This window comes from Halobacteriovorax vibrionivorans (assembly GCF_003346865.1).
Lineage (GTDB): Bacteria > Bdellovibrionota > Bacteriovoracia > Bacteriovoracales > Bacteriovoracaceae > Halobacteriovorax_A > Halobacteriovorax_A vibrionivorans.
The window spans coordinates 250,473-270,991 of sequence record NZ_QDKL01000002.1 but is presented as its reverse complement, the minus strand read 5'-3'; the positions used below and the strand labels follow the sequence as shown (position 1 = coordinate 270,991).

The 20,519-nt window shown below is 36.9% G+C and carries 19 protein-coding genes; 12 read left to right on the top strand and 7 right to left on the bottom strand.

Annotation, left to right across the window (positions count from 1 at the left end; translation table 11 throughout):
* Nucleotides 1–9 precede the first annotated feature (9 nt).
* The 4 genes from DAY19_RS07080 (at nt 10) to DAY19_RS07065 (ending at nt 5,856) form a co-directional block, all read left to right on the top strand.
* A complete protein-coding gene (locus DAY19_RS07080; protein WP_115360820.1) occupies nt 10–3,129 on the top strand; it encodes an efflux RND transporter permease subunit in 3,120 nt (1,039 codons plus the stop codon).
* Between the two features lie 164 nt (nt 3,130–3,293).
* Nucleotides 3,294–4,076 carry a hypothetical protein gene (locus DAY19_RS07075; protein ID WP_115360818.1) on the top strand — a complete coding sequence of 261 codons (783 nt, stop codon included), beginning with the start codon at nt 3,294–3,296 and terminating at the stop codon, nt 4,074–4,076.
* Between the two features lie 121 nt (nt 4,077–4,197).
* Nucleotides 4,198–5,307, top strand: a complete 1,110-nt coding sequence (locus DAY19_RS07070) for a hypothetical protein (RefSeq protein ID WP_115360816.1) — start codon at nt 4,198–4,200, stop codon at nt 5,305–5,307.
* 33 nt (nt 5,308–5,340) lie between these two features.
* Nucleotides 5,341–5,856, top strand: coding sequence for a hypothetical protein (locus tag DAY19_RS07065; protein ID WP_115360814.1), 516 nt, complete (start codon nt 5,341–5,343; stop codon nt 5,854–5,856).
* Here the strand turns inward: DAY19_RS07065 and recQ are convergent.
* Nucleotides 5,840–7,726: a DNA helicase RecQ gene (recQ, locus tag DAY19_RS07060; protein ID WP_199506626.1), complete on the bottom strand. Its 1,887-nt coding sequence runs from the start codon at nt 7,724–7,726 to the stop codon at nt 5,840–5,842. The genes DAY19_RS07065 and recQ overlap by 17 nt on opposite strands.
* A 131-nt stretch (nt 7,727–7,857) precedes the next feature.
* Between recQ and DAY19_RS07055 the strand changes: the two genes are divergently transcribed.
* Genes DAY19_RS07055 through DAY19_RS07045 form a run of 3 tightly spaced genes read left to right on the top strand, consistent with a single transcriptional unit; the run spans nt 7,858 to nt 11,604 of the window.
* Nucleotides 7,858–8,448 (top strand): arylesterase, encoded by a 591-nt coding sequence (locus tag DAY19_RS07055; RefSeq protein WP_115360810.1) that lies wholly within the window; start codon nt 7,858–7,860, stop codon nt 8,446–8,448.
* Entirely contained in the window at nt 8,448–9,125 is a 678-nt protein-coding gene (locus DAY19_RS07050; RefSeq protein WP_199506625.1) for an ABC transporter ATP-binding protein, read from the top strand. Before DAY19_RS07055 ends, DAY19_RS07050 begins: the two co-directional genes overlap by 1 nt.
* Nucleotides 9,115–11,604: an ABC transporter permease gene (locus DAY19_RS07045; RefSeq protein ID WP_158536824.1), complete on the top strand. Its 2,490-nt coding sequence runs from the start codon at nt 9,115–9,117 to the stop codon at nt 11,602–11,604. The genes DAY19_RS07050 and DAY19_RS07045 overlap by 11 nt, the downstream gene beginning before the upstream one ends.
* Nucleotides 11,605–11,647: 43 nt before the next feature.
* Here DAY19_RS07045 and DAY19_RS07040 read toward each other — a convergent pair whose 3' ends face one another.
* The gene (locus tag DAY19_RS07040) at nt 11,648–12,442 is read right to left on the bottom strand and encodes a hypothetical protein (RefSeq protein WP_115360806.1); all 795 of its coding nucleotides are present in this window, start codon (nt 12,440–12,442) and stop codon (nt 11,648–11,650) included.
* Nucleotides 12,443–12,657: 215 nt separating this feature from the next.
* Nucleotides 12,658–14,256 (bottom strand): ABC-F family ATP-binding cassette domain-containing protein, encoded by a 1,599-nt coding sequence (locus DAY19_RS07035; RefSeq protein ID WP_115360804.1) that lies wholly within the window; start codon nt 14,254–14,256, stop codon nt 12,658–12,660.
* A 177-nt stretch (nt 14,257–14,433) separates the two neighbouring features.
* Between DAY19_RS07035 and DAY19_RS07030 the strand changes: the two genes are divergently transcribed.
* From DAY19_RS07030 to DAY19_RS07010, 5 genes are all read left to right on the top strand, one after another.
* Nucleotides 14,434–15,399 carry an alpha/beta hydrolase family esterase gene (locus tag DAY19_RS07030; protein WP_115360802.1) on the top strand — a complete coding sequence of 322 codons (966 nt, stop codon included), beginning with the start codon at nt 14,434–14,436 and terminating at the stop codon, nt 15,397–15,399.
* Between the two features lie 95 nt (nt 15,400–15,494).
* Complete coding sequence (locus DAY19_RS07025) at nt 15,495–15,956, top strand: BLUF domain-containing protein (RefSeq protein WP_115360799.1); 462 nt, start codon at nt 15,495–15,497, stop codon at nt 15,954–15,956.
* A gap of 36 nt (nt 15,957–15,992) precedes the next feature.
* Nucleotides 15,993–17,210, top strand: a complete 1,218-nt coding sequence (locus DAY19_RS07020) for a BaiN/RdsA family NAD(P)/FAD-dependent oxidoreductase (RefSeq protein WP_115360797.1) — start codon at nt 15,993–15,995, stop codon at nt 17,208–17,210.
* Nucleotides 17,203–17,604, top strand: coding sequence for an HIT domain-containing protein (locus tag DAY19_RS07015; protein ID WP_115360795.1), 402 nt, complete (start codon nt 17,203–17,205; stop codon nt 17,602–17,604). Before DAY19_RS07020 ends, DAY19_RS07015 begins: the two co-directional genes overlap by 8 nt.
* Before the next feature lie 105 nt (nt 17,605–17,709).
* On the top strand, nt 17,710–17,904 hold the full coding sequence (locus tag DAY19_RS07010; protein WP_115360793.1) for a cold-shock protein: 195 nt from the start codon (nt 17,710–17,712) through the stop codon (nt 17,902–17,904).
* 58 nt (nt 17,905–17,962) lie between these two features.
* Here the strand turns inward: DAY19_RS07010 and DAY19_RS07005 are convergent, their stop codons facing one another.
* The 4 genes from DAY19_RS07005 to DAY19_RS06990 all read right to left on the bottom strand — a co-directional run bounded on the left by DAY19_RS07005 (nt 17,963) and on the right by DAY19_RS06990 (nt 20,472).
* Nucleotides 17,963–18,808, bottom strand: a complete 846-nt coding sequence (locus DAY19_RS07005; protein WP_115360791.1) for a CvfB family protein — start codon at nt 18,806–18,808, stop codon at nt 17,963–17,965.
* Nucleotides 18,756–19,118: a DUF1456 family protein gene (locus DAY19_RS07000; RefSeq protein ID WP_114706487.1), complete on the bottom strand. Its 363-nt coding sequence runs from the start codon at nt 19,116–19,118 to the stop codon at nt 18,756–18,758. Before DAY19_RS07000 ends, DAY19_RS07005 begins: the two co-directional genes overlap by 53 nt.
* 8 nt (nt 19,119–19,126) lie before the next feature.
* Nucleotides 19,127–19,507 carry an RNA recognition motif domain-containing protein gene (locus tag DAY19_RS06995; protein WP_114706486.1) on the bottom strand — a complete coding sequence of 127 codons (381 nt, stop codon included), beginning with the start codon at nt 19,505–19,507 and terminating at the stop codon, nt 19,127–19,129.
* 98 nt (nt 19,508–19,605) lie between these two features.
* Entirely contained in the window at nt 19,606–20,472 is an 867-nt protein-coding gene (locus DAY19_RS06990) for a LysR family transcriptional regulator (RefSeq protein ID WP_114706485.1), read from the bottom strand.
* Nucleotides 20,473–20,519: the final 47 nt, after the last annotated feature.

Genomic DNA, 20,519 nt, shown 5'->3' with positions numbered 1-20,519 from the left:
GGGGATAAGATGAATTTAATTAATAAGCTTATTGAATTTAGTGTTCACAATCGACTCTTTGTCTTTATCGCAACGGTTGTTCTCATTATTGGTGGGATCTATTCATTTGATCGACTCGCAATTGATGCTGTTCCAGATATAACAAATACTCAAGTACAAGTTAATACCGGAGTTAAAGGTCTAACACCCGAAGAAATTGAGCGAATGGTGACTTTCCCAATTGAGTCGGCCTTAACAGGTATGCCTGGAGTAGAACAGACACGCTCAGTTTCAAAGTATGGAATCTCACAAGTTACAGTAATCTTTAGTGAAGAGACTGATATTTACAAGGCCCGTCAGTTAACGTCAGAAAAACTTGTTAACCTGGATCTTCCTCAAGGAATTAAGCCTGAAATGGGCCCGATTTCCACTGGTCTTGGAGAGATTTTTCATTACTCTCTAAAATCTAAGAAAGAATATGTTAACGAATCGGAGGAGCTTCTTACTTTAATGGAGCTTCGCTCAATTCAAGACTGGTTTATTAAACCAAGACTTCTCACTGTAAAGGGAGTAACGGAAGTTAACACAACTGGTGGTTATCAAAAGCAGTACTTCATCCAGCCTAATATCAATCAAATGTCTCGTTTCGGAATTCACTTTGATGATATTGAGGAGGCCATCAAAAGTACGAATCTTAATGTGGGGGGAGGCTATATTCCTCAAACAGGTGAGCAGCTCTTAGTACGTGGTGTTGGTCTTTTAAAATCAATTTCAGATATTGAAAATATTGTGATTAAGAGACTTGGATCGCTTGATATCATTCGTGTTAAGGATGTTGCGGCCGTTAAGTTTGATAAAGAAATTCGTACCGGAGCTGCCACTCATAATGGTGAAGAAATTGTTCTTGGGACGGCCTTTATGCTTCTTGGTGAAAACTCTCGTGCCGTCTCTCTACGCTTAAAAGATAAGATTGATGAGATTAAGAAGAACTTACCAGAATGGGTGGAGTTAGAAGTTGTCTATAATCGTTCTGACATGGTTAATGCTACTTTAAGTACTGTCGAGCATAACTTAATTGTTGGAGCGGGTCTTGTCATGGCCTTTCTCATGCTTCTTGTTGGAAATTTTAGAGCAGCTATCATTGTCGCAGCAACAATTCCAATTTCTCTTCTTATTACTTTTATTCTAATGCACTGGCAAAATGTTTCAGGGAATCTCATGAGCCTTGGTGCTTTAGACTTTGGTATTATTGTTGATGGTGCTGTTATTGTTATTGAAAATTGTGTTCATCGTCTACAAAAGCGAACTAAGGAGTTAGGAAGGTCTTTATCAAGAGATGAGATTAAAAGTCTTGTGATTCAAAGTGCTATCGAAATTCGCTCAGCTGCAGGTTTTGGTGAGCTCATCGTTATCGTCGTTTTCATTCCTCTCTTTGCTTTAACAGGTATTGAAGGAAAGATGTTTGGGCCTATGGCCATGACTTTTATTATGGCCTTAGCAAGTGCCCTTGTTCTCTCATTCACTCTTGTTCCGGCCCTGGCCGCAACGTTCTTAAGTTCAAATACAAAAGATGTGGAACCAAGACTTATGACAATGGCAAAGCGGTCTTTTGCGCCTATTTTAAATCTAGCATTAAGGTTTAAAAAAGTTGTTCTTGGTTTTGGATTAGCAAGTATCGCTCTTGGTGTCTTACTTTTTTCTTCTCTTGGATCAGAATTTATCCCACAACTTGATGAAGGAGACTTTGCTGTCCAATTTATTCGTCCTGCAAATATCAGTATTGAAAACTCAATTAAACTTCAACGCTTAAGTGAAGATGTCATTAAAGAATTCCCTCATGTTAAAAATGCTTTTGGCCGTACTGGTGCAAGTGAAATTAGTACTGATCCTATGGGAGTTAATATCTCAGACACCTATGTCATGCTAAATCCTAAAAGTATGTGGCCTAAAGGAGATATTAAAACGAAGAAGGATTTGATGGAGGAGATTCGCAAGGCCTTGGCCAATAATATTCCGGCCCAAGTGATGATGTTTTCACAACCAGTTGAACTTCGTTTTAATGAGATTCTTGAAGGGACTCGATCTGAAGTTTCAGCTAAGGTCTACGGTGAAGATCTGGCCGTCATAACTGATGTTGCAAATAAGGTTGCGTCCGCAATTAAGAAAGTCGATGGTGCAGGAGAAGTAGAAGTCGAATCAAAGGGAATGTCTCCAATGATTCAATACACTCCTAAACTCGATGAACTTGCAAAACTTGGTGTTAGTAGTAAACCAGTATTAGATGTCATTTCAACGGCCATTGGTGGCGCTCAAGTTGGTAGCATTTATGATGGTGTTAAGAAGTATCCAATTGTCACAAGACTCTCTGGTGAAGAAAGGCGTGATGTTGAAACGATCTCCAATCTACCTGTCGGAATTTCAGATGGGTATACTGTAAAAATAAGTGACGTTGCCCATATTGATTTTTCTGAAACCTATTCTTCTGTGAATCGTGAAAACTCTGTTCGAAGACTTGCTATTCTTATCAATCCAAAAACTCGTGATATTGAAAACTTTGTAAAGAATGCATCTAAGGAAGTTGAGAAGCTTAACCTTCCTGATGGCTACTATGTTGAATGGGGTGGAAGTTTTAGGAATCTCATTTCTGCTAAGAAGCGCTTAAGTATTCTTGTTCCTCTAGCTCTTTTACTAATTCTCGTTATGCTCTATGGTGCTTTTAGAAATTATGCACAAGTGTTTCTTATTTTCTTATGCGCACCAATGGCCTTAATTGGTGGAGTTCTTTCACTTAAATTACTTGGCCTACCATTTAGTATTTCAGCTGGAGTGGGCTTTATTGCTCTTTGTGGGATTAGTATCTTAAATGGGGTTGTTCTTGTGACTTACTTTAATCGCCTTCTAAAAGATGGTAAGTCTCCAGATGATGTGGTTCGAGAAGGGACGATGATTAGACTTAGGCCTGTTCTAATGACGGCCCTAACTGATATCTTTGGTTTTTTACCAATGGTTTTTTCAACGGGACTTGGTGGCGAAGTTCAGCGCCCTCTTGCAACAGTTGTTGTTGGGGGAATATTGTCGGCAACAATTTTAACATTAATTGTCTTACCATCTCTCTATCGACTCTTTATTCATAAAATGCGTCCGCAATAACCTATAAGGCCTTAAAATTTAAGAGAAATCTTAAGTTTTAAGGCTTTCTTTATTCTGTCACAATATGGTGTTTAATCTTAGTTCACTAGCTTTAAATTTTTCAATTTTAGAATATTTTATTCAATAAATGATAATTTATTCTCAAATATTTAATAGGGGAGAAAATGAGGAAAATTTCAATTATTGCATTACTTGCACTTTTGAATCTATCAGCTTCGGCCAGCCTTTCTAATATAGAGGGACTATCAAGTTGTCGCTTCTCAAGTAAGTATGAAGCACGAAACTTTGCAAAGGCACTTGATGGCTCTGTTGTTGCAGCGGCCAGAATTAGCACTGCTGATCTTGCTCAAGTCGATTCGTGTTCGACAGCTATGACTATGGCACTAAAAGAAGGTTATAAATACGAAGATATTATCAATAACGTTGATACTTCTAAGAAGCTATTTGATAACGGAATCGAAGCAACAATACTTTTAAAAGGTATTGATGAGTATGTTGTCAATGGGACGACTTACACGGGTACTAATTCTATCATTGATGGTGACTTCGACATGATGGTTAGTGTTAATGGTAAACGAAATGAAATTTCTCAAGGTATCCCAACTGATGTGGGAAGCAATTCATTCATAATTAAAATTCTTTCCGATAAGAAGATTAATATTAGTAGCAAAGAAAATGATCTGGATGCCAATGTAAATGCAATTATCACTAAGGATGAAAAAGGTGAGATAAAATCATTTTCTGTACTTTCTAAAGACTTAGAAGCCTTTTTAAAGCCTGTCCTTGACGAACAAGGAATCTCTTTGGCCAAAGGCCTTAATATGAATACTCAGGATTTAAGTTTTGCCATGGATTATGAAGTGTCGGCCATGGATTGTGGAAAGGACCTAAAAGGTGTTTTTAAATGCTCCAGCGCATTTATTTTTAATATGTCTTTCCAACTCTAATTGGCACAAATTTGACCAACTTAGCTTCTTAAGTTGGTCAAGTCCTTAATATCATTATCAATATAAGATAAATATTTAATTTCTGATATAATTACTCCGTTAAGTGTAATGGGAGAATTATATGAGGAAATCATTTATTGCGACATTTACACTAATTTCATTAGTTTCAATACCCGCTCAATCAAAAATGATTGTTGAAAAAGAAGAATATAATGCTCAGGCCATTATCAAAGAGTATGCTCTTGAAAACTTCTATCAACGCTTCCTTGATATTACTGATACATATAATGATAATCGTCTCGATCCTGAGACATTTGCAACTTCTTTCAAAGACGTTAAAGAACAACATAAGTTTTATCGTTGGGCCAAGAAAGTTGGTATAAAGAAATTACCAGAGGCAAAAATTGAAGAAGGTATTGCAACAATTCAAGTAGGTGAACATAAGATTCAATATTCGATTGCAACACTTGTTAAAAATGAAATCCTTGTCAATGGTAGGGCCTATGAGTTTGAGAAATTAAGCTTTAATCAAGCATTTAATAAGCTTAAGGATAAGGTTAATACACAAAAGAGGGTAACAATCCTAGATCTTATTGTAAGTCCTGCATTTGCAGATGCAAATACAGGTTTAGAAAATGCGATGTTAGCAACACTACTATACTTAAACTCTGACTTTGCTGAGAGAGAGTGGTGTGTATCCTGCTCAGATGAAAATAAGGAAGTCACTAAGAAAAATTTTGAAAAACTACTTTCAAAAGTAGATGAAAAAATAGTCGCATGTGAAAATGAATCTGCTGGAATTGAAGATGTTTACAGTAATATTTCATATTTTGAAGGTCGTGATGATGAGGGCGGTTTTAGAATGACTTCAGCTGCCAATCTCAAGAATTACTTTCCTCAAATTGAAAGAGAGTTAAAAGATGTAACATGTGAGTCTCTAGTCTTTGATATTTATAAAGATGAAATTTTTCCAGGCAAAAAGCATCTTATTACTCAATATGCAGAAGGTGATAGTTATCGCCGAGCAAATATGGCCACAACAGTGAAGCAGAAGTACGATAGTAAAGTTAAAGCAAGCTGTGATCGTGTTGCTCAATTAAATGCATGTATGCTTAATAACTCTTATTCAGCTCAAGATGTCTATAATAATTCGCGATCTTCAGGTGAAAAAGAATTCAATTGGCGCTCAAAACCTAGAAAAGATTATAAAGTACGAGGTATTTCACAATAGAATCTTCAGATCTTTTGTGCTAAAAATGACGCTATGGATGAATTATCAGAAGCATTTGAAAATATCTTAGAAAAAATTGAGTTTAAGAAGCATCAGCAATTTGCTGAATTCTTACCTAAGCTTATCCACGTCTCTAACGATTCGTCTAAGAGTACGTACGCAATGTACAATAATATGGTTTTTAAACTCGATGAATTCTTTAAAGGAATGCCTAATTTTCAAAATGAATTTGGTAAAGATAAGAAGTATCTTGCAGGAACTCATGTTCTTCGTGCTATTACTGACGAGTTAGGCTTTGAATTAGATGATGAAGAGCTTTTCATTATTTATCACTTAAGGGATCTTGGAAAGTTTAGAAAGAGAGAAAAAGATCTCCATGATGAACTTAAAAGTCTTTGGACTCAGCCGCAGTACAAGGAGTTTGCTCTTGGTGATCAAGACTTTTCTCACGCCATTAAGAATCTTATGCGTGCAAAATTCATTGATTACCGTCGCGGAAATCTCCATATAAAGCCGTCTCTAATTGTAAGATTTAAGAATCGCTATTAACCGCTTCTAAAAAGATTTTTCCAAATCTCTTTAATTTCTTTGGCCCAACACCATAGATATCTTCTAGGTCGGTGAGGGTTTGTGGACGTTGCGCGGCCATCTCCATTAGTGTCTTATCTGGAAAGATCTTGAAGGCTTGAGTGCGTTTTTGCTTGGCAAGCTTGGAGCGCAGGACTCTTAAGTTCTCATAAAGAGTTTTATCTGTTCCGTCGTTAGGCTTATAAGTTGCTGCAGACTTTTTGCGAGTCGTTTTCTTTTTCGTCGTTTTTTTCTTTGTTGCCTTAGCTGCTTTCTTTGCTGCTTTTACTTTTGCAGCTGGCGCACCTTTTTTAAAATCTGCACGAATAAAGACCTCTTTTCGGCCTTCGATGACTTCAATGGCAGATTGAGTGAGTTTTATCTGAGAGGTTCCATCCATGATCATCTTAAGATGGCCTTGAGCAATGAGTTGGCGACAAAGCGAATAGAGAAAGCCTTCATCTTCATTAGATGCATAAGAAAAACTTGTTATATGGTGGTGGCCATTCTTTTGTATAACTCCCGAGATATTACCTTTAAGAACATCTACAATATAATGAACGTTGTAGCGTTGATCTGTTTCATAAACACAAGTAAGAACTGCCTTAGCTAGTTCTGTTGCATTGATACGCTTATGTTTCGTCTGATCGTTTAAGCAAATATCACAATTTCCACATGGGCCAATGTATGGATCATTAAAATAGTTTAGAAGGACCTCTCTACGACAAGTTGTTGCTTCACTAAAGCCTAGGATTGCATCAAGTTTTTCTTCTGTAACTCGTCTTCTAGCAGCAGAGCTTACGCCTTTAGTGGCAATTCGTTTAAGAAGAACAAGGTCTCTTAGTCCATAGAACATAAGGACTTTTGAAGGAAGTCCATCACGTCCAGCTCGTCCTGTTTCTTGGTAGTATGATTCAAGACATTTTGGCATATCCATATGGGCAACAAAACGAACGTCTGCTTTATCAATTCCCATTCCAAATGCAATGGTTGCTACAACGATGACGTTACTATCGTTAATAAACTTTTCTTGCACTTTTTCTCTGTAAGGCGCACTCATCCCGGCATGATAGGCATAGGCCTTAAAGCCCGCCTTAACAAGTTTATCTGCACATTCTTCAACACCACGGCGAGAGAGGCAGTAAACGATACCAGATTGGCCATTGAGATTTTCACTAATGAATTCTTCAAGCTTATAAAAGTCTTTTTCTTTTGTGGTTTTCTTATTAACGGCGTAAGTGATATTAGGACGATCAAATGAGCTAATGAATATACCTGCACCATGAAGGTTTAGACAGCGGATAATTTCTCCGCGAGTTGCCTCTCCCGCAGTTGCAGTTAAGGCCATTCTTGGAACATCTGGGAATTTCTTTGTAATCATTCCAAGTTGCATATACTCAGGTCTGAAATCATGGCCCCATTGAGAAACACAGTGGGCCTCATCAATTGCAAAGAGAGAAATCTCAACTCGCTCTAGGATACGTTGAAAGTATTCATTCATCATACGCTCAGGTGAGACGTAGAGAATTTTAATATTTCCATTTAGAAGATTACCAACAATATCATCTTGTTCACTATGAGATATTGATGAATTAAGATAAGCAGCTTCAACACCTTTTTCGATAAGTGCATCGACTTGATCTTTCATCAAAGCGATAAGAGGAGAGATTACAATGGCCGTGCCAAAGCGGGCCAAGGCAGGAATCTGATAGCATAATGACTTACCGCCACCTGTTGGCATTAGGACCAGTGCGTTGTTTCCAGCGATAACGCTTTCCACAATTTGCTCCTGTTTGCCGCGAAACGCATCATATTTGAATATATTTTGAAGTATTTCTATTCCCTGACTCACTACTATAGTTTAACTGATCAAAAAGGGTCGGCAAAGCTTTAAAAGCTGCAATGTTAAATCTTTGTAAAAAAGCGAAATGAACTTCGCTATTTTTGCTGTGATGCCATAGAATATTTAAAATGGGGTTTTATATGAATAAATTATTATTAGTTCTATTAATCAGCTTTAGTGCACTTGCATCAAATAAAGTCTTATTTCTAGGAGATTCTCTAACTGCTGGTTATGGAATTGATCCGGAAAAAGCCTATCCAAATCTGGTTAGAGATATTCTAAAGAAAGAAGGGATTGAGATCACTGTTATGAATGCTAGTATCAGTGGCTCAACTTCAGCTTCAGCTGTTTCCCGTCTAAAGTGGTCACTACGAGGTAAGCCAGATGTGATGTTATTAGCTCTTGGTGCAAATGACGGTCTAAGAGGAATTAAACTTCACTCGACAAAAGATAATCTTAAAAAGGCCATTAAGTTAGCAAAATCAAAAGGTGTAAAAGTGATTCTTGCAGGAATGCAGATCCCACCAAATTATGGGCCTGAGTATACAAAAGAGTTTAAGAAAATGTTTCCTGATTTAAAAAAAGAAGAAGGAGTAACCTTACTTCCTTTTCTCTTAAAAGACGTAGCAGGACAAAGAAATCTAAATTTAGATGATGGAATTCATCCAAATGAAGAAGGGCATAAGATCATTGCAAAAACTGTTGCCCCATTTATTAAGGGAGCACTTTAATGACTGAAATTGTTTTAACTTTAGATGAAGTAAAAAAAGACTTTTCTCAAGGGGAAGAAGTATTAAACGTTCTAAAGGGCGTTGACCTAAATGTTAGTGAAGGGGAAACCATTGCCATTCTAGGTAAGTCAGGAAGTGGAAAATCAACTCTGCTTTCACTACTGTGTGGAATTGATGATGCAACTTCCGGCAATATTTCTTATCGTTCTAATTCTCTCAAGAACTTAAATAGTGAAGAGATAACTGATCTTCGAGCAAAACATATTGGTGTTGTATTTCAACAATTTCACCTATTAGAACATCTAAACGCATATGAAAATGTTCTGCTACCTTTAGAGGTCAATGGTAATAGTGATAAAAGTGAGCGAGTGGACTACTTCTTAGAAAAAGTCGGAATGTCTCATCGAAAAAGTCACTTTCCAAACCAACTAAGTGGCGGAGAAAAGCAAAGGATTGCTATTGCCCGAGCTCTCGTTACTCATCCTGGTGTTTTATTGGCCGATGAACCAAGTGGCTCTCTTGATGAGAATACAGGTGGTGAAGTTATGGATCTTATATTTGATATCGTTCGCGATGAAAGAATGAGTCTTGTTCTTGTGACTCACGATAAGGACTTAGCTAAGAGATGTGAAAAAATATATCATCTTGAGAATGGAGTTCTTAGTCTTGAAGATTAAAATGGTAATGCGAGAGCTAAGAAGCTCTCCTGTATTCTTTCTTATTTTTATTTTAAATTTATCAATTGGAATGGTTGGGCTTTCAACAATTGAAGTATTTAAATCTTCTTTTGATAATGCTTTAAGTGCAAAGTCTAAAACTCTTCTTGGTTCTGATATTTCTATTAGTTCAAGAATTGCCATCACAAAAGACAGTCTTGATACGGCCAAGGAAAATCTCGATTATACTGAGATGACTAAGAATCGCTCTCTTTATTCCATGCTCTTTAACGGTGATAAGTCTCGTTTAGTTAATGTTAGAGGACTTGGTGCAGGCTTTCCATTTTATGGAGATATCATTGCAAAAAGTGGAAAACACTTTAAAGATATAAAAGATAATGAAGTTTTTATTTATCCAGAGCTTGTTGGGCAACTAGGTTTAGAAGTTGGTGATAATGTAAAAATAGGGGAGAAGTCCTTTGTTGTCGCAGGAATTGTAGAAGAGGATGGCGCGGCCGGATTTTCGATGGGGCAGCTTGCCCCGAGATTATATCTTAAAAATGAAGTTTTAAATTCAACCCAGCTAATTAAGCCTGGGAGTACAATTTGGAGAAGTGTTCATTTTAAAATTGCAGGTGAACTCTCAGATAAGAATTTAAGAGAAGTCGAAAAGAATTTAGAAAGTAAAATTGTGGACTCATCCATTCGAGTGAGATCACCACAGTCTAATTCCCAAAGAGTCGGTCGATCGATGGATTATCTGGGAGACTTTCTTGGCCTAGTATCTCTTTGTGGTCTTTTTCTAGCAGGACTTGGCCTAATCTACCTTTTTAGAGGCTTCTTATTAAAACGTAGAAAAGACCTTGCTATCCTAAGTTTCATAGGAATGCGTAAGAAAGATATCTTTAAAATCTATACATTAAAGCTTTTCTTTCTAGGTCTTATTGGTTCTCTATTAGGTATTACAATTGGTTCGGCCTTTAGTCCTGTTATTCAGACTATGGTTAGTAAGAACCTAGGTATTGATATTAAATTGCAATTTGAATTAACAACATTCTTCGTCACAATGGCCGTTGGTGTTGCTTCAACAATTGTCTTAGCTCCAGCTTTAATTATTCCTTATTTAAGACTAGACCAGAAGGCACTATTTGATCACGATACAACGCTTTCACGTAATATTTATGATTATTTATTATATATTCCAATTATTCTTTTTTACTGGGTAATGGCCATTTACTTAAGTGAAAGTATAAAAGTTGGAAGTGCATTTATCGCCGTCTTCCTTGTTATTGTCGGTATATTCTTTCCGTTGGGAAGCTTTATCTTAGATAGGCTTGGTAAACTTAGATTAAATCTTAATCTCTCATCAAGTATGGCCTATAAGTATGTAACTCGACATAAGATTTCCACTTTATTTATTTTTCTGTGCCTATTTATATCGACTTCACTTATGACTCTCATCCCATCGGTGAAAAACATTCTAAGTGCAGAGCTTTCGCTTCCCGCAGAAGAAAGACCTGTGTATTTTCTTTTTGATATCCAACCCGAACAAGTCGATGATTTAAAGTCTTTTATTAAAGAAAATAAATTAGAGCTCTTAAATATCTCTCCAATCGTTCGAGGACGACTTGTTAAAATTAATGGTGAAGGTTATAAACCTAGTGAAGGAGAAGATCTTACAAGGGAAGAACAAAGAGAGAGAAGGAGTCGTAACCGCTCCACGAATCTAAGTTATCGTGATCACCTCGTACGCGGTGAGGAGATTATAGAAGGACGCCTGCCTAAGAAGTTCGACTTTGAAACTGATGAAGTTGCAGAAGTCGGCCTAGAGTATCGATATGCAAATCGACTTGGAGTTGATTTAGGTGATGAGTTAGAATTCAATGTTTTGGGAATGCCAATACTAGCTAAGGTTGTTGCTCTTAGATCAATTCGTTGGACAAGCTTTCTTCCAAACTTCTTTATCTCTTTTGGCCCTGGTGTTCTTGAGGATGCACCAAAAACTTTTATCGCAGCAGTTGGTAAAGGTGAGGGCGTTGTAAATGATGAGCTACAATCAAATTTCGCCGCTAAATTTCAAAACGTATCACTTATCGATATTCAAAGTTCTCTAAAGAGGATCGCAACAATAATGGAGAGTATCACAAAGATTCTAGTCACTATGAGCTTCATTGTTTTCTTAGTTGGACTCTTAGTGATCTATTCTCTAATCTCACATCAATTAGAGTCACGAAGAGAGGATATCTCTCTTTTAAATATAATTGGAATTCGATTTAGTGAGATCAGAAAGTCTGTTATGAAAGAGATGGCATTGATGGCCATAAGCTCTGTTTTAGTGGGTATTGTCCTTGGTCAACTGGTAACTTTTGCAATTGCTGAATTACAATTTGATCTGCGCTATATCTTTAGTGGAGTTGAAATTATTGGCTTTGGTATGCTGATAATTGTTCTTTCAATTATCATTTCTTTTGCTTCTTTTAATCGCTTTATAAGAAAGTAAAGGCGGCCCGGTATAAAGGCCGCCTTGGAGTAAGTATTGAAATTTACCAGTTATATCTTTCGGCACAGAAATAACGGTAATCGTTTTGGTAGTAATTTAGATCATCTCTAAGGTCAGCACAGATGTCATAACCAACAGAACAAGTATATGAGTAAAATGTTTGCTCAACGTGATCAGTATAGCTATCAACTAACTCGTAATTACATGTATCATATGAACTGTAACGGTGACGGTAACCATTATAAATGAAGTATGGGTAATCTGATCCATACCAATAACCATCACTATATGAAACTCTTACTCTTAGCCAACGGTTGTTATATACGTAAATTGGTCTAATTGTTCTGTGGTAGTCACGAGTCGTGTACCAACGACGATTGTGTCTTACATGATCGCGATATGGTGTGTGGCGATATCGACGATATGCTCTTGTTGGATCTGGTCTTCTTGTACGAGAATCATCGTATCTTCTATCAGTCGTTCTTCTTGTGCGAGAATCATCGTATCTTCTATCGTCAGTTCTTCTTGTGCGAGAATCATCGTATCTTCTATCAGTCGTTCTTCTTGTGCGAGAATCGTCGTATCTTCTATCATCTGTTCTTCTCGTACGAGAGTCATCATAGCGACGATCATTACGTGTTCTTGAGTTATCATAACGTCTGTCATCTCTTGTATTTCTTGAACGACTTCTATCTGATTGGTTATTACCACGTGTACGGCTATTGTCGTATTTTCCACTATTTCCTCGTGATCGACGATCGCGGTCATCACGTCTACCAGCTGCAAATGTTGTGGCCGTTAGTGCTGTGAGAACAGCAAAAAGAACTAATTTTCTCATTTAGAATCTCCCTAGAGTTTATTAAAATATTCTTTCTTCTAGCTTGGGAAAAAGGAGATTTGAAATAAAAATTTTATTTGGCCGATTAAATTAACTTTCTTACATTTATTGTTACGATATTATAGGTATTTGGAAGGATTTCTTACATTGCACAAAGTCAAAAGTGAGAACTAAGTAGCAAAAAGGCCTCAGTTAAGAGGCCTTGGTATTTCAAATTATTTAATTTTTGTTTTTAGATAATCATCGTAGCTGATGTACTTATCTTCGATCATCTTCCCTGTTTCGTGATCCAGGTCGATGATACGATTTGCAACGGTTTGGATGAACTCGTGGTCATGAGAAGTAAAGATTAGATTACCTTTAAATCTAGTGAAACCTTCGTTCACTGATGTGATACTTTCTAGGTCAAGGTGATCCGTTGGCCCATCAACGAGAAGAACGTTTGCCCCTGAGAGCATAAGCTTAGACATCATACAACGAACTTTTTCTCCTCCTGAAAGAACATTCGTCTTTTTAAGAGCTTCCTCTCCTGAGAAAAGCATCTTACCAAGGAAGCCGCGAATAAATGTCTCATCCTTATCTTCAGAGTATTGTCTTAGCCAATTCACAAGATCATTCTTTCCATCCATGAAGTAGCTTGAGTTATCTTTTGGGAAGTATGACTTCGTTATTGTCACACCCCATTCAACGTCACCTGAATCCGGCTCCATTTCACCCATAAGGATTTTCATAAGAGTTGACTTAGCAACATCGTTCTCACCAAGAAGAACAATCTTGTCATCTTTATTGAGCATAAATGAAATATTATCAAGCAGCTTAACACCATCAATTGTCTTAGAAATATTATTAACTCGTAGGATCTCTTTTCCAGCTTCACGCTTTGGTTCAAAATGAACAAATGGATACTTACGAGTTGATTTTGGAAGATCGTTTAGCTCTAGTCTTTCTAATTGCTTTTGACGAGAAGTCGCCTGAGAAGACTTAGAAGCATTGGCAGAGAATCGTTGAATAAAGGCCTTAAGCTCTTTTGCCTTCTCTTCTGCTTTCTTATTCTGATCGGCACGAAGCTTTGCTGCAATCTCTGAAGACTTTCTCCAGAAGTCATAGTTTCCAGCGTAAGTTGTGATTTTACCAAAGTCGATATCTGCAATGTGTGTACAGACTTTATTTAAGAAGTGACGATCGTGGGATACAACGATCACAGTCTTTTCATAATTTAATAGGAAGTTCTCAAGCCACTGAATGGCCTTGATATCAAGGTTGTTTGTCGGCTCATCCAGAAGAAGAATATCTGGAGATCCAAATAATGCTTGAGCAAGTAAGACCTTTACTTTTTCTGGACCAGTAAGTTCTTTCATCGTCTTATAATGGTATTCAGTTCCGATCCCTAGACCAGAAAGAAGGATACCTGCTTCAGATTCTGCTTCGTAACCATTCATTTCAGCAAATTCACTTTCAAGCTCTGCTGCCTTCATTCCATCTTCATCACTAAAGTCTTCTTTCATGTAGATGGCATCTTTTTCTTTCATAATTGAGTAAAGCTTTTCGTTACCCATAAGAACAGCTTGAAGAACTTGTTCTTCTTCATATGCAAAGTGATCCTGCTTAAGAATTGAGAGGCGCTCACCTGGAGTGATATTAACTGTACCGTTATTAGGCTCAATTTCTCCTGAAAGAATTTTAATAAACGTTGATTTTCCAGCACCATTGGCACCAATTAGCCCGTAGCAATTACCTGGAGTAAACTTAATATTAACGTCTTCAAATAGCTTCTTTCCACCAAAGCTTAAACCAACATTGGAAGTTGAAATCATAAATTGTCCTTCATTTTAAATAGATGCTTAACGAGGCATAGCTTAATATATTTAATGCGTTTAGTCTACGGATTTACTTGGTTCTTAAAGCAAAATTATTTTAGGGCCAAAGGCAACTAACTTCATCAAAAGATTTTTTTGATTGTGATAAAATTTGTCTCATTAAAGGAGTCTGTCATGAAAGCTTGGGCCACAATTGTGGCGTTCCTTCTTATTGCTTTAAATGCTTACGCTGGTCCATCAGACTATTACTCAAAGCATCATCGCTTTAAGGCAATTAAGACAACTCACTATATAAAGATATCAAAAGATGGCCACCCAAAGGCCCTTCTAGAGCTACCAAGACGATATAAAGAAAGGGAAAAATGGCCACTTGTGGTCAATATACATGGCTATACCGGTAATATCTTTCTCCAGTATATACTAACGAGACTTTCGATTTATAAAGATATTCTTGGGTTTATGATTCTTACTCCTCAAGGGAGAACTGATCGCGACGGTAATACATTTTGGAATGGTGGAAATTTCTGTTGTGATTTCTACGAAACTGGAGTGGATGATACGCTCTATATGAAAAATCTTATCGACTATATAGCTTCACATCCAGACTTTAATCGAGTGGATACCAGAAGAATTTATTACTTTGGCCATTCAAACGGCGGCTTCTTTGCCTATAAGATGGCCTGTACTTATCCCAATTATGTAACGGCCGTTGGCACCTTGGGAGCATCTCTAGATCTTCGAGATGAAAATGGAGAAATCATCGTTGAGCAGGATCCATGTCCACAGGCCAGTGCGATTCCTATTTTTCATATTCATGGTACCAAGGATAAATCAATTCCGTATGCAGGAAAGGATTATATGCCTGAGTATGACTTTGGCCATATTGGAGCAAGGCAAGCTGTTGAGCGATGGCTTTATCATAATCGATGTGACATGCAAGGGGATCAGAAAAGAACAAATGCGAGCTTGTTTATTTGGGGCAAAGAAACAAGAGTTGAAACCTTTAGCAACTGTGAAAACCAAGCAACTGTGAAATTAGCAACCGTTAGAAGAGGAAGGCATATCGAGCTGCTGCGGTATCGTTTTTACAAAAAAATGCTCAAGTTCTTTTTGAAGTATCAAAAATCAAGCATTGAATAGATTCATTATTAAGTAGCAATTTAAGTATTCTTGTCTTCAAAAGAATCTATTTGGACATCTATAATGGAAGAAATAGACGAGCAAGGTGGTTCATAATGAGTAATGAATATCAAATTATCTACATTAGTGAGAAGACTAGTGAATTTGAGGCAGAACGCGACTTGAATAAAATTACTTCTGCATCCTTTCGAAATAATAATGCCCGTGATGTCACCGGTGTTCTCATGTACAACGGCGGTTTCTTCTTTCAAGTGATTGAAGGAAAAAAAGAAGACGTTATCTATACCTATAATAAGATTATTCTCGATCCTAGACATCAAAATGTTAATCTCTTATCAGATCGTGAGATTGAGCACAGAAGTTTTGAGAATTGGCCAATGGCACTTATTAAATTAAGTGATGTTGATCTGGATGTCATTGACCATGTGGTTGCTTGGAATGACCTAATTAATGATTCTCGTAAACATGAGCCCATCTCTGAAGATAAGATTGATCGATTAATCGAGGCTTTGAGATATAAAATTGATATGGATACAATTTCCTCAAAAGCTGCATAACTTTCCTGTCACTTGCTAGCATGTTAAAATTTGAACATGTCAAAACAAGTAAAGGTTGCCATCGTTGGAGGAGGCCCGGCCGGCCTCTTCTGCGCATATGAGCTGTTAAAAAATAATATTGAAGTTCACCTCTATGAAAAAACAGGTGGAGTTGGAAAGAAGTTCTTAGTTGCTGGAAATAGCGGCTTAAATCTTACCCATGGTGAAGAGTTATCAAGCTTTGTTAAGCGCTATGGTGTTAATGAAGCGCGATTTAAAAAGTATATTGAAGACTTTACTCCGATGGATCTTGTTAATTGGGCAAAAGAGCTTGGTACAGAAACGTTTATTGGTTCAAGCGGACGTATTTTTCCAAAGAAAATGAAGGCCGCTGATATTCTCTATCAATGGATGAAGGCCCTAAAAGATCATCCTAATTTTCATCTCCATTTAAAACACGAATTAGAATATATTCTTGATGATGGCGATCTTGTCTTTCGTCATGAGCATGCCCAAAAAATAGTTAGAGCTGATTATTATATTTTCGCTCTTGGAGGCGGAAGTTGGAAAAAGACAGGTAGTGATGGTAAGTGGATCGATTATATCGAAAAACTTGGAGTTGAAACCCGTAAGCTAAAGGCCATGAATTGTGGCTTTGAAGTTGAATGGTCATCGCACTTTTTAGAAAAAGTTGACCGAGGCTTTGTAAAGAATGTCATTGTGACTAGTCGAGGAGAGTCTGCTCGAGGTGAGATTATGCTAACTCCATATGGCCTAGAAGGTGGCGCTATCTATGCTATCTCTAACTTTGTTCGTGATGAAATTGATGAAGTAGGTGAAGGAGTCATTAGTATTGACCTAAAGCCTGATCTCACTTTTAAAGAAGTCCTTGAGAAAGTTACTAAGAGGGGAAAAGACTCTCTTACAAATCGATTAAGGAAAGGATTAGGTTTAGATAAAGTGGCACTTGCTCTTTTGTATGAAGTTCTTGATCGCAAGAAGGCACAAGTTGATAAGGAATATCTTGCACATGTTATTAAGGACTGTTTAATTACTGCTCGAAGAACTCGTCCAATGGATGAGGCCATTTCAACATCTGGTGGAGTTTGTTTTTCTTCATTAAACGAAGACCTAAGTATGAAAATTAATGATCGATATTACTTTATAGGTGAGATGTTAGACTTTGAAGCACCTACTGGAGGATATCTCTTACAAGGATGCTTTTCGACAGCTTTTCAAGTTGCGAAGTCGATAAAAGGAAAACTCAATGTTTAGTTTACACCCAACTTTAAAGAAAGACTTAGTAGAGATTTGTGACTTAAAGCTTTGTAAGCTCATGCTTCTTCCCGATACTGAAAACCCATGGGCCGTTTTAATTCCACGTCTTGAAGACATAAGAGAAGTGCATGAATTATCACGTCAGGATCAAATACAATTGATGGATGAAATTAACGAGGTTTCATTATTTTTTGATAAGAATTTTGGGCCTGAGAAGATAAATATTGGCGCTCTAGGGAATATAGTTGCGCAATTACATGTTCATATTATCGCTCGTTACTCTAGTGATAGAGCGTGGCCCGGAGCTATATGGGGCACAAAGTCAAAAAAAGAATCATTTAAAATCAAAGAGTTAGAAGTGAAACTTAAAGAGGCTTTTTCACAAAACTGACAATGGACAGCAAAATAAATTTTTTTTCCTTTTTTCGTAGGTATTTGGCTACTTGTAGGGTAAAATTATCTTAACAAAAACAATTTTTTTAAGAGGTTTATTAAAATGAGTACAGGTACAGTTAAGTTCTACAATTCAACAAAGGGTTTCGGTTTCATCACAAAAGATGATGGTGGAGATCTTTTCTTTCACATTTCATCAGTTCAAGGTGGAGAACCTAATGATGGTGACAAAGTAGAATACGAATTAGGTGAAGGTCCAAAAGGTCCATGCGCTATTAATGTTAAAGTAACTAATTAATATATATAATATTGCAAATTCACTTATTAAAAAAGCCTCGCTTTTGCGAGGCTTTTCTTTATCTATTATCTTCTACTAATTTTATTCCATTATCATTTATTTCGATAAGCTTGTCTTTGTAAAGCATACCAATCGATTTCTTAAATGTTTTCTTACTCATTCCTAGAAAGTTCTTAATATCTTCTGGTGAACTTTTGTCATGTAAGATACTTGAGCCGCCATTGCGTTTTAAAAAGTCTAAAATAACATCTTTTGAATCAACTAAGTTTTTAATTCCTTGTTCTTGCAAGGCCACATCCACAAGTCCGTCTTCACGGATCTTTTTTACAAATGCTTGATATGTATTACCAACTAAAACTCGTTGGAATGTTTCATTCTTATAGATCATTCCAATAAATTTACGATTTACAATTACACGATGACCAAGCTCAGTTTGAGAAGCAATTTGAATATCAACTTGATCTCCTTCACTTATATCAAAGTCTGAGCCTTGAATATATTGGCCAAGTTTTGTTGTACCAAAGATTCTCCCTGTACCGTCCTCTTTACAAACTCGTACAAGGTGAGACTCATATGGACGTACTTTTATTTTTTGTTCATTTCCAGGAACGAGTAGATCTTTACTAATACCAAAATCAAAGAAAGCACCAAACTCTTGAACTTCAACAACTTTTAAAAGAGCATACTCACCAACACATGCAAATGGCATCTCTGTTGTTGCCACTAGCTCTCCCTGAGTATCTGGATAGATGAAGACCTTTAAGTCACCACCGATTGTGATTTTTAAAGGTGCGAAGTCCTCTGGAAGAAAGACTTCCTGAGTTCCTTCTTGGTCAATTAGACGATAACCGTTATGAAGTTTTTTTAGGACCTTTAGAAGGTTTATTTTTCCTATATGAACCATTTGATTTTACCTTTGAGTGTTTCTTTGTTTTTGGAGCCGCTTTATTTGCTGTAGGCTTCTTTGCATTGGCCGCAGCTTTTTCGGCCCTTTCTTCTCTCGTTCCACGGTTTTTAATGATTAAACCATTTAGAAACTTTCTTAGTACTTGATCGCCACATTCCTTATAATTAGGGTGATCATCTTTTCGAAATAGAGCTGAAAGTTCAGTTTTAGTCATTTCAAATTCGACAAGTTTTAAGATTTCGATGATTTCAAAATCTTTTAGAGAAAGAGCAATTCGCAGCTTTTTTAAAATATCATTATTCGTCATTTCAGTGCCTACTTTCTAACGTTATCAAATAATTCTTGTAGGCCACGACGACGGCGACGTTTCTTAGCGACAATAATTTTTTCTTCGCTTATTTCTTTAGCTACTTTTTTCTTATCTTCCACTTCACGCTGCTTTTTTACTTCGTGATTATCAATTGCAAATGAGACCTTAACAGTTCTACCATCAAGTTGAGTGGCATTTAGACTATCTATGGCCTTTTGTGCCTGGTCTTTCTTTTGCATTTTTACAAAAGCAATACCTTTACTTTTTTCAGTTCCTGGAATTTTAAGAAGATTCACATCACTTACTTTACCGTAGCGAGAAAAAATTCCCTTAAGGTTTTGTGCAGAAGTCTTGTAATTGAGATTTCCAATATAAATAGTTTCCATTTGGACCTTGTGTTTAAATCAATAATAATGGCCCAACCTAACACTTATCACTGAAAAAAGGGAGAAAACCTTTGAAAATAGGTAATTCTTTTAGGTATCTAGAAAGAATCCCAGATAAATCGGGCCACTTCTCCTAGTTGATGGCCTTTTTTGTGTCCGAGACAGAATTTTACAAGTGATTTCTTCTCTAGGGACTTAAGATGAACCAAGCTACCTTTCTTAAGCTCATCTCTAATCATCGTTGAGGGCAGACGTCCCCAGCCAAAACCATTAAGAATTATCTCTTTCTTTGAAGGAGTATCGGTTACTCGCCACTTTAAAGCTTCATCCATTACACCAATTTTTATTGTGTCATCCGGAATGGTACTTCTTTGGATGATTTGTGGATATTGCACAAGACTAGCGAAACTCTGTTCTTTCTTAGGTAAATCAAGAAAAGGATGATCTTTTGCAATAACTAGGTACATATCAACTTCACCAACAGGCTTGAACTCAAAATTTTTCGTACGAGAAAGATCTTCAAATATTGCTAAATCAACTCGACCTTCCATGAGCATTTTCTCTCCGCTTAGTATTTCTTTTTCAAGAATAATTTCTGTGGAAGGGTAAAGCGACATGGCCTTTTTGATAATTGGATAAAGCTTTTCTTGTTCGTAGATTCCTGATACTGAAATGGAAACGCGAGTCTCTACGTTAGATGAAATTTGCTTGGTTTTTTCAATAAGATGATCATATTGAGCTGTTAGCTTGGCCGCTTCATTGAGAAAGTCTCTACCTTTATTAGTAATTTGAGGTCGGTAGCTCGTTCGGTCCACAAGAGGGAATCCTACTTGCTCTTCGAGATTGTTAATTGAGTAAATTACCGCAGACTTCGCCTTTGCTAGTGCTGTTGCGGCTTTAGTGAAACTGCCGGCCTCATCAAGGGCCTGAAGGCATTTTATCTGTTCTATCGTTATCCAAATCATGGACTAATTATAGCACAACTTGTCGCCAATAATGATCTTTATTTTCC